A 20,956-nucleotide genomic window follows, 5' to 3' on the forward strand; every position below is an offset into this window, starting at 1 on the left:
GTGCCGACTTAGCTCAGTTGGTAGAGCAACTGACTTGTAATCAGTAGGTCATCCGTTCAACTCGGATAGTCGGCACCATTTATTATCCTAGGCAGCAAATTGCAGTCAGGAACTTAGCCCAGATAGCTCAGTCGGTAGAGCCATTGGGAGTTGCATTGAAAATCCTCTTTGGATGTTCAGCACAAAAACCGAATATTGCCCAGATAGCTCAGTTAGTAGAGCCATTTGGAGTTGCATTGAAAATCCTCTTTGGATATTCAGCACAAAAACCGAATATTGCCCAGATAGCTCAGTCGGTAGAGCAGAGGATTGAAAATCCTCGTGTCGGTGGTTCGATTCCGCCTCTGGGCACCATTGTTTGATAATCTCTTTTAAAGTGATTATAGTACACAGCGCACGCAAATTTAGTGTGCCGACTTAGCTCAGTTGGTAGAGCAACTGACTTGTAATCAGTAGGTCATCCGTTCAACTCGGATAGTCGGCACCATTTATTTTTAAACGAAAGTTTAGAATGCCCAGATAGCTCAGTCGGTAGAGCCATTGGGAATTGCATTGAAAATCCTCTTTGGATATTCAGCATAAAAACCGAATATTGCCCAGATAGCTCAGTCGGTAGAGCCATCGGGAATTGCATTGAAAATCCTCTTTGGATGTTCAGCACAAAAACCGAATATTGCCCAGATAGCTCAGTCGGTAGAGCAGAGGATTGAAAATCCTCGTGTCGGTGGTTCGATTCCGCCTCTGGGCACCATTGATTCAAAGCCTCGCAATCGCGAGGCTTTTTTGTTTCTAGCTTTTACATATTCAAAGTCATTCCTTTTGCTATAAGAGCGTAGCGAAATCCAGTTTTTTGAGAGCTTTACTGCAGATAGCAAAAATAAAGTGCTTAAACGTAGGCGTGAAATTTTTTTCGCGCAAAAAATCATAGTAAAGTCAAAAAGAAAGATCGGATCCCAATCTGCCTAGCCTATGTAGGAAGTATATTTATTCCTCGCTGAACGGCATGATTTTTAGATGATGCTAATACTATTAAACAGCGCTTGAAGGAACTGAAAAAGTAAACTCTAAGTAGCACTACTAGTTAAAAAATCTAGCAAGAATCATTCTACGAAAGGGGAGGCAGTTGCCCCCTTAAAAATATTTTAGGTTTAAATAAACAGCTATAACCAAAAGAAAAATGTGAAGTTTTACTCTCTATAAGTACACTTAATGGATTACTTGCGTTTATATGAGTATAAATAGTCAGAATCTAATAAGGAGGTTTAGTGAAACAAGAAGAATCAACTATCAACAATGAGGTATACGAAAGATTAGATACAAAGTTTATTGTTGATGAAAGTGTAATGTACTCATGTGGTCATTTAGTATCACCATTACTGAATGATGCCAAACAGAAAGAAGATGAACAGTTAGTTAAAATATATGAGTTACTTAAAAAAGTCTGTGATCTAAAGTTAGATCCTTCGGAACCGTTAAATCCATACAAGCCTAGCTTTGGGGGAAGTGACGGCTGGGAATATACCCAAAATGAGCTTGACGTTTTAAGTGAGCTTCAAGCTCATATCAATAGTACTGCTTTCGTTGCTCGTATTAATGATTTGTGTTGGCTTTATTCTAAACCTAAATCTAAATCGTTCAGTAATGCTTTAAAGGCAATAGACCTCTATTCAAGCTATGCAATAGATGGAGATAGTTGGATCACACTAGGTGTATCTCATTATTACCGAAGGGCATTGCGGCTAGCATGTCAGCTAGGTAAAGGTGCATATGAAAAGGTCACATATATCAAAGGAAAGTTATTCAATGCGATATTTGATAGCTATCCAAATAGTAAGTTTATGAAGGTATGGCTTGCAGAGTTATTGGATGACTATAACTTAATAGGGCAAACTGAGTTTGAACGTATAGAGGAAGAATTTTGCTTATTAATCAAAGGTTTTCTACGCCATGATGAGTTTTACGAAGCAAGGTTTTACCTTGAGTTTTTATCAAAAAAGTACTACCAGCTTAAACGCAATGATGATTGGGTCAAAGCTTTAATTGCAATAGCTAAGACCTGGGAAGATGAAGCGTCGATTAGAGAACAAGCGCTTGCGAAAGCCTCACTTTATGAGAACGCAATACAAGCATATAGGAAAGTACCTAATAGTGTCAAAAGTGAGTTCGATATTCATGCAAAGCTATCCGAACTTAAAGTTTTGCATCGTGGGGCAGGCAAGCAAACTTTGGCTGAAATGGTAACAACAAAGGTTAATGTTCCATTTCCGGAGCGTGACCAGTGGACAGCGTCAGCTATAGAGCATGTCTCAGGGAAAGACAGTGCTGAAACAGCGATCCTTTATTTTGCAGGTTTATTTCATGGTTTTGATAAATTACGCCTAATGGAACTCGAAAAGGAGGACGCACCAAGAAGCTTCACAAATCAGCTATTTAATACAATTCGTCTTTCACATGATGGTAGAAAGATTGCGGTTGATAGGTTGTCTGATGATGCCGAGTTATATAGAGACGATGATAGGCTTTGGTCTAAAGCAGTAGAGGCCGCTGTGCTAGAGGCTGACATCCTAGTGTGTGATTGTTTTTTACCTGCTCTCGATGAGTTGAACCTTCAATATAATATAAGCCTTTCAATGTTTGAAAGTTTGTGCTCGGTGAGTCCCGTGATTCCTTCACAGCGTTCGAAACTATTTGCCAAGGGGTTATATTTCGGTTTCCAACGAGATTTTACAACAGCAATTCATCTATTGGCTCCTCAATGGGAGCACTTAGTAAGAGATATACTCAACGAAAGTGGCGTCTCAACAACTACTATGGATAACAAGGATGGAATTACCACTGAGTGCGGGTTGTCCACTTTGTTGAGTAAGCCTGAGTCAGAAGATATTTTTGATGATAACTTATTATTTGAAATGAAAGCATTTCTTACAGATTCACGAGGCCCTAACATAAGAAACAATATTGCTCATGGTCTTTTTGATGATGATTATTCAAGTAGTGCTTCTTGTGTTTATTGGTGGTGGCGCACTTTGAAGTTTGTTCTTACATCATTACTCCTGAGTTCGCATTCTGAAAATAAAAACTAGGCAAGCACGTATTAGAATCTGCATCGAGTATATAGCAAGTTAAAAAGGGAGGAAGACATGTTAAAAATCGGTAATTTAGACTTATATGTTGGGACTAAAGAAGAATACTCTGTTGCAAAGTCACAAGGAATGAGAATTGTGTGTGCATTAAATCGTGCTGGAGGTTTTGTTACTCATCAGTCGGTAGTGGGATGGACTGGTAGAGGTTGTGATCCAAATCATCCAAACTACTTATTTAAAGAAACAGGAGACGCAATTTATTTAAATATGATTGATGGTGAAGATTCAAAATATGTTAACGATGCGATGATAGATCCAGCCTTAAATTTCATAAAAAGCAACTTGGATCAAGGGGACTCTGTATTTGTATACTGTAGCTTAGGAGAATCTCGAAGTCCTTCGATAGCTCTCATGTATATGCTTGAAAATAATTTGATCAGTAAAGACAATGCTGTTGAAGAGTTTAAGAAACAATATTACCCAGCTTACTCTCCAAAGTTTGGTAATTTGGGTTACATCCAACGACGGTGGTTATAAATATAGACACAATTGCAGTATCTATTAATGAGTTATTTGCTTCTAAAGTTTAAGCTGCCAAGTTTGTTAGTCACAAGCAAGTTGAGCAATTGAATTCTATGTTTATTATTTCGCTATTAATGTCTTTGAGTGGTCCAAAAATAGGCTTTAAGTCACAAAGATAGGGTTGTACGCTGATTATAGCTGTCAAATTAGACGTGGACGGACTGTTATTATGATGGCCGCTACTCAACCATTGATAATATAATAGTGTTGGTGTAGAATTTAAAAGCAAGCGTAACGGAAGTATCAGGGTCTATACGATGAGAGTTGAAAAGAAAAAAGTAACTAATGCTATGATTCTACGTTCTGTTGCAAGCTCAACAGCAATTGAGACAGGTAAGCCTGTAAAGTCCATAGAACGTAAGTTAAAAGCAAATAGACTTAAGTACGAATCTTTGTCATTAGCTGTCTAAAATATCACTTATAAGTCGCTCCATATGCTGATAATCACGGCTAACGCCAGCTTGTATAGAGCGAATATAAAATTCTTTATGCGCATCCCATAAAGAATAATCTAATAGCCCATATCCTGCCTCCTGACTCATATAGTCCATAAGAAGTCTGCTAATTCTTCCATTGCCTTCACGAAAAGGATGAATCAATATAAACTCCACATGACTTCTAGCAAGAAAAGAGACTAGCTCCTCCTTAGTGAAGTTCTCTAGTTTTTCTTGTTTTGATAGGTAATCAGCTTCAAATATACATATTTGGCGTTCAATATGAAGCGGTGCGGTAAACTCAAAATGATCTTTCGACATTCTGACATTTCTTATGTTTCCAGCCCAAGGATATATGTTGCCGAGCCATTGGCGATGCCAGTCTATAATTGTTTGAAAGCTTAACTTAATAGTTGGGTTACTATATGAAAATGTCTTTTCATATAGTTTAACCAAAAGTATTGCCTCTACCTCATTGATATCATTAACATCAGTAATGTTTAGCTTATTTAAAAGGACCCGACTATTAGAGCCTGGTTGATATTGAGTTTCGGCTGTATCAACGTCATACTTGGACATAAAAAATGCTAAAGAAAGAGTTTTGTATAGTGTAAAAGTATATAATTAACTGTTCAAGAGGGAGTTGTAATACGTTATATTTTCGTTATGCGTTGTTATTTACTCACTTTAATAGCGCGATATAAAATCGCTGCTACAATTTTGTAAACTTGCAACTTATCGCCACTTTCCAGCAGCTCATCGTCGTCAAATGTCAGACAGTGTAATTTTATGTAAAGTCAGTTGAGCAAAGCTTAACGTGGTGCTTGAATAACATTCATAAATTGATGTTTTTCAGGTTTTTAGAATGAATTGGCAATATAAGCCGAGTTTATTGGCTTTAAGTGTAATTTTGCTAAGTGCATGTGCGAGCCAGCCGACTCACCATGAGCGAGTCGTTGAGCTTGAGACTGTGCCAAGTGCATGGCAGCAACTTCCTTCGGGTGACAAGGTGCTTGCTGTTGAAGATAATTGGCTACAGCAATTACACGATCCTCAAGTTTTTACTTTAGTTGAGCAAGCATTAGCTTATAACCAAGCAATTTTACAAGCGGGTTACGATGTAGCGATTAAAGAGCAGCAGCTTATTGCTGCAGGGGCAGATTTATGGCCCAGTCTTGATTTATCAACACGTGCTAGCCGTAGTAAAGATAATCGCCCTGTTAATTATAACAACGCCAGCTCAGCATCATTAGAATTAAGCTACGAAGTTGATTTATGGGGTAAATTATCGTCCTCAGAACGACAAGCAAACCTTGAATACCTAGCTGAAAAAGCCACATTTTCGCAAAGCAAACAACAATTAGTAGCTGATGTAGTATCTGGTTGGTTTGATGTAATCACAAATCAAAAACTGCTCGAACTTTATAAACAGCGCGAACAAAATGCCGAACAGAATTTATCGATCATTGAATCTGGTTATCGCCAAGGTTTAAATGAAGCGCTTGATGTCTACCTTGCGCGTAATGAGCTAAATACAGAGCGCTCGAACATTGCCGCGCAGCAAGCAACGTTAACTAAATCTATTCGTGATTTAGAGCGTTTAACAGGCCAATACCCAACTGGCGCGTTAAGCGTTAGCGCAGACTTGCCATTACTTGAGAATACTATACCACTGGGCTTGCCTTCAGAGCTCATCACCCGCAAACCCGAGTTAATGGCAAGTTGGTATCAATTACTTAGCACCGATGCTGGGCTTGCTTATGCGCATAAACAGCGTTTTCCAAGCTTAAATCTTTCAGCATCGATCAGTGATAGCACGGATAGAATGAGCGACTTATTTTCACCTTCAAGCTTAGCGTGGTCGTTGATTGGTAGTATTTCGATGCCGCTTTTTGAAGGAGGCCGCTTAAAAGCCAATGAAGAACAAGCAAGGCTCAATGTTAAGCGCCAAGAGCAGGCGTATCTTGCCACACTTTATGATGCCTTTAACGATGTTGAAACAGCGATCAGCCAAGAACAAGCGCTTAAAGTACGCTACGAAAAAACCTTAGAAGCGCAAGAAAACGCTATAGCTGCAGAGCGTTTGTCTTTTGAACAATATCAAAGTGGTTTGGTTACCTATACCACGGTACTTGATGCGCAAGACCGTTCGTTCAATGCGCAAAGTTCGGTCATTGAACTAAAAAACCAGCTTATTAAAAATCGAATTAACTTACACATTGCCCTTGGTGGTGACTTTAGTGCAGCAAATAGCGAAGTAGAAGAGCAATAATCATGAATAGCAAGACACGTAAAATATTAATCCCACTTGTAGTGATAGCTGTGACGGTACTGCTCGTCATGTTTATTAAAGGCAACCCACCACAAGCAAACCGCTTTTCTTCACCACCGAAAGCGAAAGTAAATGTTGCTGTTAAAACGCTGACGCCAGAATCCTATCAAGTGATGATAGATAGTTTTGGAACGGTTAAGCCGCGTACGCAAAGTTTGCTAGTTGCTCAGGCCTCAGGGCAAATTATCGAAATTAGTGAGCAATTCCGTGAAGGTGGCTTTTTTGAAAAAGGCGATGTGTTGTTGCAGCTAGACGATAGAGATCACCGCGCCGAAGTGAAATCAGCCCAGGCGGCTTTATTAACCGCTGAACAAGGCTTACTTGAAGAACAAGCCCGCGGTCGCCAAGCTGAAACCGATTGGCAGCGCTTAGGTAAGGGCGATGAAGCTAGTAGCTTAGTGCTGCGTAAACCACAATTAGCTGCAGCTGAAGCAAGTGTATTGTCGGCTCAAGCCGCCCTTGAAAAAGCCAAGCTCGATTTAGAGCGTACAAAAGTCACGGCACCATACGCGGGTCGTGTTTTAAGTCGTAGCGTAGACTTAGGTCAAGTGGTGACTAATAACATGGAACTTGCCAGCATTTATGCAATTGACCGTGTTGAAATACGCTTACCAATCAAAAATAAAGACTTACCGTTCATTAACTTACCAGAGCAATTTCGTGATGGTGCTAAAAATAGCGCGGGCTCATTAGTTAAATTTAGCTCAGATCTCGTTGGCAAGCAGCATTGGCAAGGTCAAGTTATTCGTACCGAAGGGGCTATTGACGAAAATGCGCAGCAGCTTTATGTGGTTGCACAAATTAATGACCCTTATAAAGCAACATCTATAAATCAATACCCAATCAAAATTGGTCAATATATCAAAGCGCAGATTACCGGTAAGACGATTGATAATGCCATTGTGATCCCAAATAGCGCGATTTACCAAGGCACTTATGTTTATGTTGAAGAGCAAGGTGTGTTACGTCGTAAAAATATTTCACTTGCTTGGCAAAATGCTAATCAAGCTGTTGTTGCTGAAGGTTTGTCTGCAGGCGATAACTTAGTGATTACACCACTTGGTCAAGTGAGCTCAGGTACGCAAGTGACGGTAATGGGAAGCGAAGAGTATCAAGCTACGAGGGGGAAAGCTAAGCGTCTCAATAATCAAGAGCAACCTAAAGAGCAGGGAGCGCAATAATGATTGCTTGGTTTACAAAGAATCATGTTGCAGCAAACTTATTGCTGATCAGCATTTTATTAGCGGGGCTATTTAGCGTTTCGACACAAATCCCGCTTGAGGTATTTCCATCGTTTGAGTCTGATCGCATTAGTGTCAGTGTATCACTTCGTGGCTCGACGCCTGAGGATGTAGAAAAAGGGGTCTCTATTCGCATTGAGGAAGCTGTTCAAGATCTTGAAGGGGTAAAGCGGATCACGAGTCGTTCATCAGAAGGCTCTTCATCAGTAAGTATTGAGGTCGAGACAGGGTATGATCCAAGGGAGCTATTGGCTGATATTAAAAGTCGAGTAGATGCGATTAACACCTTTCCGGTTGATGCGGAAAAGCCGATAGTTTCGCTTGCCGAATGGAAGCGCGAAGTTATCGCAGTATCTGTTTCAAGTATTTATGGTGAAAAAGAAACACTTGAATACGCAGAAACTGTACGTGATGAGCTTTTGCGTTTGCCAAGTGTAACTCAAGTTGAGTTAAGCGGAGTTCGTAATTACGAAATCGCCATAGAGGTGAGTCAAGATACTTTGCGACAATATGATTTGAGTTTAGCGGATATTTCTTCAGCTATTAAAAACTCAAGCACAGACGTTTCTGCTGGTAATTTAAAAACAGAGGGGGGGGATGTACTTATTCGCTCTAAAGGGCAAGCATATCGTAAGGATGAGTTTGCTAATATAGTGGTTAAGAACCAAGCCGATGGCACTATTATCCGTTTAGGTGATATTGCCCGTATTAGTGATGATTTTGAAGAAACGCCAGTGCGTACTCGTTTCAATGGTAAACAGGCTGCTTTTATTGATGTGTATCGTATTGGCCCGCAAAGTGCGATTGAAGTTGCAGATGCGGTAAAAAATTATATTACTGAGCATCAAAGCCAACTACCGGAAGGGTTTGAGTTAAGTTATTGGGATGATGACTCAGAAGTTGTAAAAAGCCGCATAGCAACGCTTACTAGTAACGCAATTCAGGGCGGAATTTTAGTCCTTGCGCTACTTACCTTATTTTTGCGTCCTGCCATTGCATTTTGGGTATTTATTGGCATACCTGTATCGTTTATGGGCGCATTTTTGATAATGCCTATCTTTGGTATAACACTCAATGTAATCAGCTTATTTGGTTTTATTTTAGTGCTCGGTATTGTTGTAGATGATGCCATTGTTACTGGTGAAAACGTTTATACACACTTAAAAACGGCAGAAAGTGGTGAGCAAGCCGCTATTCGTGGAACGCAAGAAGTGGCAACCCCAGTAACATTTGGTGTACTCACGACAGTTGCGGCATTTTTACCTCTTGCTTTTATTGAAGGTGCCCGGGGCGCTATTTTTGCACAAATTCCTGTCGTGGTTATTCCGGTTTTACTGTTTTCTTTGATTGAGTCTAAGTTTGTATTACCAGCTCACTTAAAATACTTAAAGTTACGTCATGAAAAGGGCGAACCATCGAAATTAGAGCGTCTTCAACAGCGCTTTGCTGATGGCTTTGAACACGCAATAATGAAGTATTACCAACCACTACTGAATCTAGCCTTGAAGAATAAAATGGCTACGGTTAGTTTATTTGTCGGTATTTTTGTAATTATTGTTACTTTGATAACAAGTGGTTGGACTAAATTTACGTTTTTCCCGCGTATTCCAAGTGAAACTGTGCGTGCATCCGTTACTTTTCCTGCCGGAACACCGTTTGAAGTGACCAATAAATACGTCATTAAAATGTCAGACAAGGCAAAAGAATTACAAGATAAATACCGTGATGAAGACGGCCAAAGTGTGATTCTAAATATTTTGGCAACCACAGGTGGTCGAGGTGGTTCGTCAAATACGGGGAGTGTTAGATTTGAGATCATGCCAGCTGAAAAGCGTGAATCAGATATTGGCTCCCGAGAGCTTGCCAGCGAATGGCGTGAGCTTATCGGTATTATTCCTGGCGCTGAAAGTGTCACTTTCCGTGCTGAGTTTGGCCGAACATCGAGCCCGATTGATGTACAGCTAAGCGGCAGCTCAATTGAAATGCTTGAAGCAGTAGCTGAAAAAGTGAAAGAACGGTTATCGACCTATCCAACTGTATACGAAATTGCTGATAGCATGTCAGATGGTAAAGAAGAGCTGCAAATTGAGCTGACAGAACAAGGTTTAGCGCTTGGTTTAAACCGTGTTGATGTATCGCAGCAAGTGCGTAACTCGTTCTTTGGTGCGCAGGTGCAGCGCATTCAACGTGGGCGCGACGATGTGCGGGTAATGGTGCGTTTACCGATTGAAGAGCGCCGCTCGGTTGCAGATTTAAAAGACATTCTTATTAAAACACCTGCTGGTGGTACTGTGCCGCTTTCGCACGTGGCGACTTTAGTGCCGGGGCAAAGCCCATCGTCTATTTATCGTATTGATCGCTATCGCACACTGAATGTAACGGCCGATGTTGAAAAATCAAATACTAACATGACGGTACTGCAAGCAGACTTAAAAGCCTACTTAGATGAGCTCATGGTGCAATACCCAGGTGTTGATTACACACTCGAAGGTGAAGCCAAAGAGCAGCGTGAATCATTTGGTTCACTGGCCTGGGGCCTCGTGTTTGTATTCTTTATTATTTATGCGCTATTAGCGATACCGTTTAAATCCTATATGCAGCCATTAATAGTGATGAGTGTTATACCATTTGGCATGATAGGTGCGGTAATGGGTCACTGGATAATGGGTATGGAGTTAACCATTATGAGCTTACTTGGCATGTTAGCCCTGATAGGCGTGGTAGTGAATGACTCACTGGTGCTGGTTGATTTCATTAATAAAAAGCGTGAAGAAGGCGGTGATTTACTCGAAACTGTGAAAATGGCAGGTGCAGCACGTTTTCGCCCCGTTATGCTAACCAGTTTAACCACCTTTATTGGTTTAATGCCGCTGTTATTTGAAAAAGCAACGCAAGCACAATTCCTTATTCCGATGGCAGTAAGCCTTGGCTTTGGAATCATCTTCGCAACCCTTATCACCTTGCTTTTAGTGCCAGTTAATTACCTATTAATGGAGCGCTTTCAGGGATGGTTTAAATAAGGCGTGAAGATAAAAATTGGCGCTTGGTTGAGACTAGGTGCTAGGAGCTAGGACGCGGGATAAATCTGCTGCTACGGGTAACGATGTGGTGGCGGATTTATCCCACGTTTTAACGCCGAAAAATATAAGAGTTATTAGATATCAGTCGCCAGAAGTTAAATTAGATTGTGTCTACACATCGTTAAAGTGAAATGCTCACCCGTAGGCGTGAAATTTATTTCGCGCGAATAAGTCAGTTATTGTAAAAGCGAAAAACTACAGAGAAGATTTCGATATCTGATAGATAAAAAAGAAAAGGTGTTCCCCAAGTATGCGGTGCCCGGTGTCAGTCCTGAAACCTTGAGGTTTCAGGGCGGGAATCTGCGGTTTACCGTAGGCTTCTCGGTACATGCCGAGCTTGCACAATAGTAGACGAACAGAAACCCTAACATAAAATTTATCGGCTCAGGGACTTAACCAAGCTCCTGCACCCTAGGGAACACCTTTAGTATATAAGACAAGTTTCGATCCTTAAACCATAGAAGTAAAAAAAGCGGATCGTTCGGGTAGTTTTTCCCCACCTTTAACTGCTTATTTACTTTTCAGATTGCTTTTTGACCTCAATCATACAATTAATTGGAGTTGCGATTTATCGAGTGGTAGCATGGCGTTACTTAGCCGAACAAAGAAAAAGTTATGAGCACGTTACCTGATTACCAACAAGCCCAATTGTTATTAGAAAAAAATGAAATTTTTGTCGCACCAGCCGAAGCCCATGGTGTGATCAGTGGTTTATTAGCCTGTGGCATCAATATTGAAGCCGACGAATACTTAGGTTTATTAAGCGATGTATTCAACGATGGCTTAGCCTTCAATAAAGATTTAAAAGCATTTTTTGCTGATGTGTATTCTCAGGTTGTTGCCAGCTTTAGCGATGAAGAATTTCAATTTGACCTATTCTTACCAAGCGACGACGAAACACTGATCGATTTAGCCAATGGCTTAGTATCTTGGGTATCGGGTTTTATGCTTGGTTTTGGTTTAAAACAAAAAGATTACGGCAAGTTATCAGCGGATGTGAAAGAAGTGATCAGCGACTTTAGTGAAATTACCCGCCTAGACACCCTATTTGAAGAGACTGAAGAAGACAGCCAAGCTCTGCACGAAGTGATCGAGTATGTGCGTGTTTCTGCGCTGTTATGTTTTGCTGAGCTAGGTAAAGAGCCCGCAGACAAAAACCCTAAGAAGACCCTTCACTAATCAAATCACAGAGGTTTAGTATGTCGTCTATTGCAATCGATAAAGCTGAATTTAAAGCCCGTCGTGAGCGCTTGCTTGCGATGATGGATAAAAACAGCGTGGCTATTATTCCTGCGGCAGGAGAAGTAACACGTAGTCGTGATACTGAGTATGCATTTCGCCAAGACAGTGATTTTTTCTACCTAACAGGGTTTAACGAACCGGATGCGGTTTTAGTACTGTGTCCTTCGAGCAATACGCCAAGTACCCTAATTTGCCGTAACAAAGACAAGCTGGCTGAAATATGGCATGGTCGCAGAATAGGCTTCGAAAAGGCTAAATCTGAGTACTTATTCGACGCAACTTGTCCACTTACTGAACTAGATGAACAATTATTAGATTTGGTGAACGGCCAGCAGATTTTATTTTATGCACAAGGCACTTATGCAAACTTTGATGCAAAGGTTTGGGATATATTAAGCACACTTCGCGGCGCACCTAAAAAAGGTTACAAAGCTCCGCATACCATCAAAGATATTCGCGGTTTAGTGCACGAAATGCGTTTGTTTAAATCTGACGCAGAATTAAACATTATGCGCGCAGCGTGCGAAATTAGTGCACAAGGTCATATTCGCGCTATGCAATTTGCCAAACCTGGCGCAACTGAATACCAATTAGAAGCAGAGCTTCATCATCATTACGCAATGAATGGTGCTCGTCATCCTGCTTATGGCACGATTGTCGGCAGTGGCGACAACGCCAATATTTTGCACTACACACAAAATGACGCTGAGCTAAAAGATGGTGATTTAGTGTTAATCGATTCTGGCTGTGAACTTGAAGGTTATGCGGCAGATATCACACGCACTTTCCCAATCAATGGCAAATTTAGCGATCCACAAGCGGCGCTTTACAATATTGTATTAGCAGCTCAAGAGGCGGCATTTAGCCAAGTAAAACCGGGTGGTAGCTTATCTAAAGCGAATGAATTGGCTTCGACGGTACTGACGCAAGGGCTCATTGATTTAGGCATTCTAACGGGCGAGCTTGATGAGCTAATGGCAAACCAAGCGTGCAAAGCGTTTTACATGCATGGCCTTGGCCACTGGTTAGGGTTAGATGTTCACGATGTTGGCGAATATAAGCTTGATGAAAAAGAGCGTGTATTTGAGCCAGGCATGGTGCTCACTATCGAGCCGGGTTTATATATTAGCGAAGATGCAAAAGCACCGGAGCAATATAAAGGCATTGGTATTCGTATTGAAGATAACTTACTTGTCACTCAAGATGGCCATGAAAATCTGACCATTTCGGTTCCTAAAACCATTCGTGACATTGAAGCAGTGATGCAAGCAAATAAAGGCTAGGAGCAAGCGTGGCAAAGCAGTTTGATGTTGTCATTATCGGCGGTGGAATGGCGGGTGCAAGTTGTGCACTGGGCCTAAAACAGAGCAATAAGCAGTTATCAATCGCTGTAATTGAAGCAAATGAAGTAAGCGCAGACTATCACCCAAGCTTTGATGATAGAAGCATTGCGCTGGCTCAGCAGTCGGTGCAGTACTTAAAATCAATCAATGCCTTTGATTGCCAAGCGCCATTTGCGGCAGCGATTGAAAAAGTAACCGTATCTGATCGTGGTCATTTTGGTAAAACACATATTGATTGCCAAGAATACGGCCATGATGCCCTTGGCTATGTGGTTGAAGTGAATCCATTTGGGCGTAGTCTTCATCAGCAACTCATAGGTACTGACGTCAGTTTATTTTGCCCTGATACAGTCGCCAAACTTGAATACCAAAGCGACTGTGTCAACATCACGCTAAGCTCCGATGAGCAGTTAAGCGCAAAGCTTGTGGTGATTGCCGATGGCGCTCATTCGCAAAGCCGTAAGCTGGCTAATATTGAGTTTAATACTCGCGCGTATCAGCAAGCGGCGATTATTGCCAACATCGAGGTGGCTGGTGGTCATCATCATCATGCCTTTGAGCGTTTTACTGAGCACGGCCCAATGGCCCTGTTGCCAATGAGTAATAACCGATACTCGTTGGTGTGGTGCATGGAGCCTGAGCAAATTGAGCACACTATGGCGCTTGAAGACGATGCCTTTTTAGCTGCGTTACAAAAAGCATTTGGTTACTGCGGCGGTTCATTTAGCAAAGTGGGTATGCGTGCAAGCTACCCGCTTGTGTACGGTAAAGCAGAATCACTGAGCAGCCACCGCACAGTATTAATTGGTAATGCAGGCCACGCTATTCACCCAATTGCCGGGCAGGGCTTTAATTTAGGCCTGCGTGATGTGCAATTATTGTGTGATATGGCTAATAGAAGCGACCTTGGTGATTACGCCTTTACCCGTTATTACAGTCAAACTCGCAGTAAAGATATTACTACCGTGATGACACTCACAGACAGCCTAGTGCGTTTGTTCTCAAACTCATCACGATTGCTCGCGCTTGGTCGCAGCATTGGCCTTTTCTCAATGGATTTATTCTCCTCGTTAAAAACCCCGCTGGCAAAACAGCTTATGGGTCAGGTTAAGCAAGGTAAACGGATATGAAACAAGCACAAGTTTGTATTGTCGGTGGTGGCTGTGTTGGCCTTACGCTAGCACTAGGTTTAGCAAAAGCAGATATCAGCGTTGTGGTGATTGACGCGAGTAAAAATCAAACCTTACCGGGTGATGATTACGCACTTCGCGTGAGCGCGTTAAGCCTAGCTAGTCAGGGCTTACTCGAGTCTTTAAATGTTTGGCCAGAGATCATTAAACACCGTGCTACACCGTATACGTCGATGGATGTACGTGATCAAGACAGCTTTGGTAAAATTCATTTTGATCATAACGATCTCGACTTACCACAGCTAGGTCATATCGTTGAAAACGACATTATTCGCTATGCTTTAATTAGCGAACTTGAAAAGCAAAGTAATGCCACTTTACTGTTCGAAACCCGTTATCAGCAAATTCATCAAACTGACTCTGATGTGTTTATTACCCTTGAAAGTGGCGAGCCTGTGATTGCTAAATTATTAGTGGCGGCTGATGGTGCTAACTCGGCTATTCGCAAGCAGTTCAACATGCCAATTACCTTTAAAGATTATGACCATCACGCCATTGTCGCCACGGTGAAAACTGCTGATGAGCATAACAACACGGCACGCCAAGTGTTTTTGCCAACAGGGCCGCTGGCGTTCTTACCCTTGCCAGATAAACACACTCACTCAATTGTCTGGTCAACAAGCCCAGAGCATTGCGACACACTTTTAGCGCTTGATGATAGCAACTTTAATAAAGCGGTTATGGCAGCCCTCGATGGCCAATGCGGTTTATGTGAAGTGCAAAGTGAGCGCATAGCGTTTCCGCTTAAGATGCGTTATGCCCAGCAGTGGGTGTCGGGCAACGTGGTATTAATGGGCGATGCAGCACATACCATTCACCCATTAGCTGGTTTAGGTATGAACCTTGGCCTAAAAGACGCCGCTTATTTAATTACCCTTTTAAGTAATGAGCAAGGCGAGTTTGCAAGTGCACGCACGCTGCGTGATTATGAACGTACTCGTAAGCTTGATGCACAAAAGCACATTGCTATGATGCAAGGCTTAAAAGAGCTATTTGCAGGGGCTAACCCACTGAAAAAACTCGTCCGTGGCGTTGGTTTAAGCCTTGTAGACAACCTTGGGCCAATTAAGCACTTATTTGCCAAAGAGGCCATTGGCAAATAACTATATTAGCGATTTTTGTTTCAAACGTTTTCTAAATTGGCTCGGTGTCGAGCCTTTTAATGTTAAAAACCGTCGATTAAAGTTTGATGCGTTTTTAAATCCGCACTGATCGCTAATTGCTGTGATAGAACGATTAGTATTAATAAGTAACTTGCATGCCTTACCAATTCTAAGCTGATTAATAAACTCAGTGAGCGTTCGCTCCATTCGTTTTTTAAAAAAACGATGAAAATGATTTGTACTCATATGTGCCATTTTAGCGAGTTGATCTGCGTATAATGGCTCTGTGTAGTATTGGTAGATATACTCAATTACTTTATCAAACTTATCTTTGCTAGGATCTGTTCTGTCGGTATATCGAAACCCAGAGCTTGATAACGACAAGGCACTGTTATCTTGGCTCATAAGTCTTAGTAATTTTAATAGTCCTAAATATTGCTCAAACGGCTCACTGAGTTCAATTTCTTCAAAGTATGATTTAGCGTGTCGAGCACATGCTTTTGAAAATTTTAATCCTTGATAAGAGTCTAGGAGTAATCCTTCTAGGGAGTGTAGCTCAGGGTGGCTATCAATCAGTTGAAATAACCATTGCTTGGGGATTTGTGCAACATGAACAATTTGGTTGCTCTGATCCTGATTGGGTGTTGATTGCCATGTGTGGGGTAAATCAGGGCCGAGTAAAACTAAATCTAACTCGTCATAAGGCGCAATATAATCACCAATATGACATACACCTTGGCTATTCAGTGTTAAACAGACTTCAAATTCCGGATGGTAATGCCAATTAAATGGAATGTAATCAAGCTGATATTTACAGTATCGCCACGATGAGTTTGTATTGGGGATCACTTTTTCGCACATTGCACGCATTGAATCAGCCTATTATTATTTTTAATTTCCTTATTTGAGCAAATGTTAAGATTGATAGTGATACTATTCTATTACCTTTTGGTATTAACCTACTCCAAGCTTATTCTTATTTATTATCATGGTTTAAATTTTCGTCATAAATAGGCATTAATTGATAGAAAAATACTAGAACAGGTAAGAATTGTACCTCTTAACGTAAGGTTAACGGGATAACCTAGTGCCGCTTTTATAACAATAAATAGGGACTAGGAATGAAGATTAAACACACCAAAGCACCATTTCGACTAAGCATATTGGCAATATGTACTTCAACATTATTTAGCGCACCAACAACAAGTTATGCTCAAGAGATTGATGCTAAAGACGACATCGAAACCATCGAAGTAAGAGGCATTCGCCGCTCATTAGAAGCATCCATGAATACCAAACGATTTGCCGACGGTGTTGTCGATGCTATCACCGCAGAAGATATTGGTAAGTTTCCTGATAAAAATATTGGTGATGCACTGCAACGTATTTCAGGGGTAACTGTTGACCGTCAATACGGCGAAGTAAGTGGTGTGACAATCCGTGGTACAGCACCTGAGCAGTCACGTGTGTTATTAAATGGACAAACAGTGGCAAGTACATCTTGGTATGACTTAGGCCCTGCCACACGTACTTTCAATATGGAGCTATTATCGGCTGAGCAAGTATCTGCTGTTGAAGTGTTTAAAACGCCTGAAGCAAATATTGAAGAAGGTGCACTAGGCGGCACGGTTAACTTAACAACGCGTAAGCCTTTAGACCTTGATACAAATACGCTCATGGTGTCGGCTGAGCTGGCAAGAAGCTCGCTGTATGATGAAACGGATCCTGGCGGTTCTGTGCTATTCAGTTGGAAAGACGATAACGAAAAATTTGGTGTGCTAGCAGCCTATTCATATGAACAGTTAACATCTGGTCGTCATGTATTAGAGTCCATAGGTGGCTACTACGAGTACTTCGCAGAAGATCAAAGTGCAAATCAACAATCAACGGTAGGTGCGTGGAGTATTGGCTCGCAAGCATTTAAAGCAGAGCGTGAGAGAACAAGTGCGCAACTTACAGCACAGTTTACACCAACCGATAATACAGAGTTTGTCGTTGATTATTTTCGTTTTGAATTCGATAACCCGCATGTAAACCATAACTTTTTAACAGTCAGTGCGCGTGGTATGGGCTCATCTAATGTTGTTAATAATTCATTAGGGGGAACAGAGCAGGCAACAATCGAGCCTGGGTATGCATCTATTATATACAACCCTGTGGTGCGTAATGCCGTTAACATGAAGGCTGATGTATTAAACCTATCGGGTAAATATGTAGGCGATAGCTTTACTTTATCAGGGGTTATTGGTCAGTCGACATCCGATGGTGGTACTCAGTTTGGTGCATCTTCTTGGTGGATCCCTGCAACAGATGAAGGCGATAAAATTGGCGATCCGGCATTTCCTGATGGACAAAATAGTACCGATGGGGGGTTTACCTATGATGCAACAGGACCCTACCAAGTATGGTTAACATCACTTGATGCGACAGATGCTTCGCAGCTTAAGCATGCACAAGAAGCTAACTATGAAACCACAGTTCAAGAGCATGAAGTGAGCTATGCGCAATTAGATCTTGAATTTATCCTAGACGGCCAATTTTTTACTGCGCTTGAAACCGGTATTAAATTTAATCGTAGTGAGTTTTCTCGGGTCGCGTTTAATCGTAATCCCGATGAAATAATTGGTTTTGTGCCAGACGGTAATTTTGCAAACTGGAGTGGCGGTGTTTTTACAGGCCTACACTCACAATCTTCAGGCCACACACTTGATTCATATGCCTATCTTGATACCGACAAATGGTGGGGGTTTATTTCAGATAAGTATGAAGCCGGTGCGCTCACTGAAGTTGCAAATCTAGGTAATACCTTCTCGGTTGATGAAGATATGATTGCTGTGTACGTAAAAGCCGATTTCAGTGGTGAAAACTATCGCGGTAATATGGGTGTGCGCTATGTTGAAACAGAGCAAACATCACAAGGTTTTGCAGCAGGTCAGCAGTTTGAAGAAACCATCGATTACGATAACTTCTTACCAAGCATTAACTTTGCCTATGATTTAACAGATAACATTATTATTCGTGCGGCAGCATCGCAGGTAATGGCACGTACCAACTACAGTGATTTAAAACCTGGTTTAGCTATTAATGAAAACTTTGGTAATGCAACAGGGGGTAATCCAGATTTAAAACCGTATGAGGCAGATCAAGCTGATTTAGGCATAGAGTATTACTTCACAGACGCATCAATGTTTTCAGCAGCGTTATTTACTAAACAGATTGAGAATGTTGTTTTCTCAACAGAAGCCGTTGAAACCGTTGATGGCTGTGGTGCGAGCTCAGATCTTTATGATAAATGCCGTGTGACCAGACCGCGTAGTAATGGTGACGGTGAAGTAACAGGTTTAGAGTTACAGCTTCAGCATAGCTTTGATAATGGGATTGGCTTTATAACCAATTACACTTACGTTGATAGCGAAACCAATACCCCTGATAACACCAAAGAAATGGTGCCAGGGGTGTCGGAAAATAGCTTCAATGCATCATTGTTTTATGAAAATGCTTACATCAGCACTCGACTTGCGTACAACTGGCGCAGCGAGTGGATTGGTGTTGGTGCGGCCCAAGCTGTGAAAAACGATGATTACCAGCAAATTGATGCTTCAATCATTTGGCATGCGATGGAAAACCTTGATGTCAGCCTTGAAGGTGTAAACCTGACCAACGAGGTTATCCAATCATACGACACCAACTATGGTCTTACACAAAATACCATTGAATTTGGTTCTCGTTACTATCTAAGTGTTAGCTATAAATTTTAATGGAGTTAGGCCGTGTAATACGGCCTAAACACCCTATGAAAGAAATTAAAAAGTTAGCAATTTTAGGGGGTGGTACAGCCGGTTGGATGTGTGCTGCTTACCTAAGCAAATTCCATACTGATCTGGATATTACCCTGATTGAGTCGAGTAAAATCGGCGCTATTGGCGTAGGAGAAGGATCTACACCTCATTTAAAACAGTTTATGCAACAGTTGGGGATTGCTGAGCAGCAGTGGATGCCTTATTGCGATGCGACATTTAAAGCGGGTATTTACTTTAAAAATTGGAATGGTGATCACCGTGCTTATTTTCATCCCTTTTATAGTGAGATGGATATCAACACCGCGGAGGTATTTTTTGTAAATGCCAATGCAAGACGTCGCGGTCATGAGCAGTGGTGTGGCCCCGATAGTTATTTTTTAACAGGACATCTTGCAAAAAACGCGTTAAGCCCGAAAGCCAAGAGCCCGATGGTGCGTGAGCAGCACTATGGTTATCACTTCGATGCCAAAAAGTTAGCTCATATTCTAAAGGGCTATGCAATCGAGCGTGATGTTACACATATTGATGATGAATTTGTTGCAGCAACAACAAATGCTCAAGGTGAAATAAGCAACCTAAAACTAAAACGCTCAGCACCGGTTAATGCTGATTTTTATATTGATGCAAGTGGTTTTAACGCGCTCTTAATTGGTGAAACACTCGGCTGTAGGTTTCAACCTTTTACAGAACAGCTATTAAATGACAGCGCTGTAACTATAGCGTGCCCACAAAATATGAATCAGCCGCTACCAGCTGCGACACATTCAACTGCGTTGAGTGCAGGTTGGCTTTGGCAAATTCCTTTAACCTCACGCATTGGCACAGGCTATGTTTATAGCTCGGCTTTTCTCTCAAAACAGCAGGCAGAGCAAGAGCTTGCAGCAACGCTTAATATTTCAGTGAATGACGTTGAGTTCAGACATGTGTCCATGAAAGTAGGGGCACGCTCTTCTGCATGGCAAAAAAATGTCATGGCAATAGGCTTAGCGCAGAGCTTTATCGAACCTCTTGAGGCGACATCACTGATGGTTACCCAGCAATCTATTTTGTGGCTGAGTGAGGCTATATCAAAAATTCAAACAAGTCCTACACAAACTGAAAAGCTAAGACTACATACCAATCAGCAACTCCATTATTTAGTGAATGGGATTAAAGATTATATTTGTGCACATTATGCGACATCCAAGCGTCGGGATAGCACTTATTGGCGTGCTGTAACACAGGCTACCGAGATACCAACTAGGTTAGAGCCATTGTTAGCGGCATGGCGAAACGGCGATGATTTTGATGCTTATTTATATCATCAATACCCAGAAAGCGCTTACTCAAGACCGAGTTGGTATAGCTTACTGGCAGGTATGGACTATAGAGATAACGCGTTAAATGCCCCTACTGAAAGCGCTCAACAAGAGATCGATTTAGCCGCTCATGCCTATTTAGAGTCGTTATGTAGCAAGCACTTCGAACCACACATAATGCAGCTTAAGGCAATGCAGCAAAACAACTTTGAATAGTATTAGTAATCG

At 41.5% G+C, this 20,956-nt stretch carries 13 protein-coding genes, 4 tRNA genes and 1 other RNA gene; 15 read left to right on the top strand and 3 right to left on the bottom strand.

Annotation, left to right across the window (positions count from 1 at the left end; genetic code table 11):
- Window positions 1-2: 2 nt before the first annotated feature.
- From PAARA_RS17840 to PAARA_RS17865, 6 genes are all read left to right on the top strand, one after another.
- A tRNA-Thr gene (locus PAARA_RS17840) sits at window positions 3-78 on the top strand.
- Between the two features lie 200 nt (window positions 79-278).
- A tRNA-Phe gene (locus PAARA_RS17845) sits at window positions 279-354 on the top strand.
- Between the two features lie 57 nt (window positions 355-411).
- A tRNA-Thr gene (locus PAARA_RS17850) sits at window positions 412-487 on the top strand.
- Window positions 488-675: 188 nt separating this feature from the next.
- Window positions 676-751 (top strand) — tRNA-Phe (locus PAARA_RS17855).
- 514 nt (window positions 752-1,265) lie between these two features.
- Window positions 1,266-3,083 (top strand): DUF4209 domain-containing protein, encoded by a 1,818-nt coding sequence (locus PAARA_RS17860; RefSeq protein ID WP_062570345.1) that lies wholly within the window; start codon window positions 1,266-1,268, stop codon window positions 3,081-3,083.
- Window positions 3,084-3,140: 57 nt separating this feature from the next.
- Window positions 3,141-3,620, top strand: a complete 480-nt coding sequence (locus PAARA_RS17865) for a dual specificity protein phosphatase family protein (RefSeq protein ID WP_062570346.1) — start codon at window positions 3,141-3,143, stop codon at window positions 3,618-3,620.
- A gap of 443 nt (window positions 3,621-4,063) precedes the next feature.
- Here PAARA_RS17865 and PAARA_RS17870 read toward each other — a convergent pair whose 3' ends face one another.
- Entirely contained in the window at window positions 4,064-4,678 is a 615-nt protein-coding gene (locus PAARA_RS17870; protein ID WP_062570347.1) for a Fic/DOC family protein, read from the bottom strand.
- Between the two features lie 286 nt (window positions 4,679-4,964).
- Here PAARA_RS17870 and PAARA_RS17875 point away from each other — a divergent pair, with 286 nt between their 5' ends.
- Genes PAARA_RS17875 through PAARA_RS17885 form a run of 3 tightly spaced genes read left to right on the top strand, consistent with a single transcriptional unit; the run spans window position 4,965 to window position 10,692 of the window.
- Complete coding sequence (locus tag PAARA_RS17875) at window positions 4,965-6,371, top strand: efflux transporter outer membrane subunit (RefSeq protein ID WP_062570348.1); 1,407 nt, start codon at window positions 4,965-4,967, stop codon at window positions 6,369-6,371.
- Window positions 6,372-6,373: 2 nt separating this feature from the next.
- Window positions 6,374-7,612, top strand: a complete 1,239-nt coding sequence (locus tag PAARA_RS17880) for an efflux RND transporter periplasmic adaptor subunit (RefSeq protein ID WP_062570349.1) — start codon at window positions 6,374-6,376, stop codon at window positions 7,610-7,612.
- Entirely contained in the window at window positions 7,612-10,692 is a 3,081-nt protein-coding gene (locus PAARA_RS17885; RefSeq protein ID WP_062570350.1) for an efflux RND transporter permease subunit, read from the top strand. The genes PAARA_RS17880 and PAARA_RS17885 overlap by 1 nt, the downstream gene beginning before the upstream one ends.
- Before the next feature lie 297 nt (window positions 10,693-10,989).
- Here the strand turns inward: PAARA_RS17885 and ssrS are convergent.
- Window positions 10,990-11,173, bottom strand: a non-coding RNA gene (gene ssrS / locus PAARA_RS17890) — 6S RNA.
- Window positions 11,174-11,367: 194 nt separating this feature from the next.
- Between ssrS and PAARA_RS17895 the strand changes: the two genes are divergently transcribed.
- From PAARA_RS17895 to PAARA_RS17910, 4 genes are read left to right on the top strand one after another with little or no spacing between them, the layout of a single operon-like run.
- Entirely contained in the window at window positions 11,368-11,931 is a 564-nt protein-coding gene (locus PAARA_RS17895; protein ID WP_062570351.1) for a UPF0149 family protein, read from the top strand.
- A gap of 20 nt (window positions 11,932-11,951) precedes the next feature.
- Window positions 11,952-13,277: a Xaa-Pro aminopeptidase gene (gene pepP / locus PAARA_RS17900; RefSeq protein WP_062570352.1), complete on the top strand. Its 1,326-nt coding sequence runs from the start codon at window positions 11,952-11,954 to the stop codon at window positions 13,275-13,277.
- Window positions 13,278-13,285: 8 nt separating this feature from the next.
- Entirely contained in the window at window positions 13,286-14,467 is a 1,182-nt protein-coding gene (ubiH, locus tag PAARA_RS17905) for a 2-octaprenyl-6-methoxyphenyl hydroxylase (protein ID WP_062570353.1), read from the top strand.
- A complete protein-coding gene (locus PAARA_RS17910; RefSeq protein ID WP_062570354.1) occupies window positions 14,464-15,630 on the top strand; it encodes an FAD-dependent monooxygenase in 1,167 nt (388 codons plus the stop codon). Before ubiH ends, PAARA_RS17910 begins: the two co-directional genes overlap by 4 nt.
- Here PAARA_RS17910 and PAARA_RS17915 read toward each other — a convergent pair whose 3' ends face one another.
- Window positions 15,631-16,500: an AraC family transcriptional regulator gene (locus PAARA_RS17915; RefSeq protein ID WP_062570355.1), complete on the bottom strand. Its 870-nt coding sequence runs from the start codon at window positions 16,498-16,500 to the stop codon at window positions 15,631-15,633.
- Window positions 16,501-16,751: 251 nt separating this feature from the next.
- Here PAARA_RS17915 and PAARA_RS17920 point away from each other — a divergent pair, with 251 nt between their 5' ends.
- Together PAARA_RS17920 and PAARA_RS17925 are read left to right on the top strand one after the other, a co-directional pair.
- On the top strand, window positions 16,752-19,388 hold the full coding sequence (locus PAARA_RS17920) for a TonB-dependent receptor (protein WP_062570356.1): 2,637 nt from the start codon (window positions 16,752-16,754) through the stop codon (window positions 19,386-19,388).
- Window positions 19,389-19,423: 35 nt separating this feature from the next.
- Window positions 19,424-20,944: a tryptophan halogenase family protein gene (locus PAARA_RS17925; RefSeq protein WP_062570790.1), complete on the top strand. Its 1,521-nt coding sequence runs from the start codon at window positions 19,424-19,426 to the stop codon at window positions 20,942-20,944.
- Window positions 20,945-20,956: the final 12 nt, after the last annotated feature.

The organism is Pseudoalteromonas arabiensis (genome assembly GCF_001550155.1).
In the GTDB taxonomy this organism is placed as follows: domain Bacteria; phylum Pseudomonadota; class Gammaproteobacteria; order Enterobacterales; family Alteromonadaceae; genus Pseudoalteromonas; species Pseudoalteromonas arabiensis.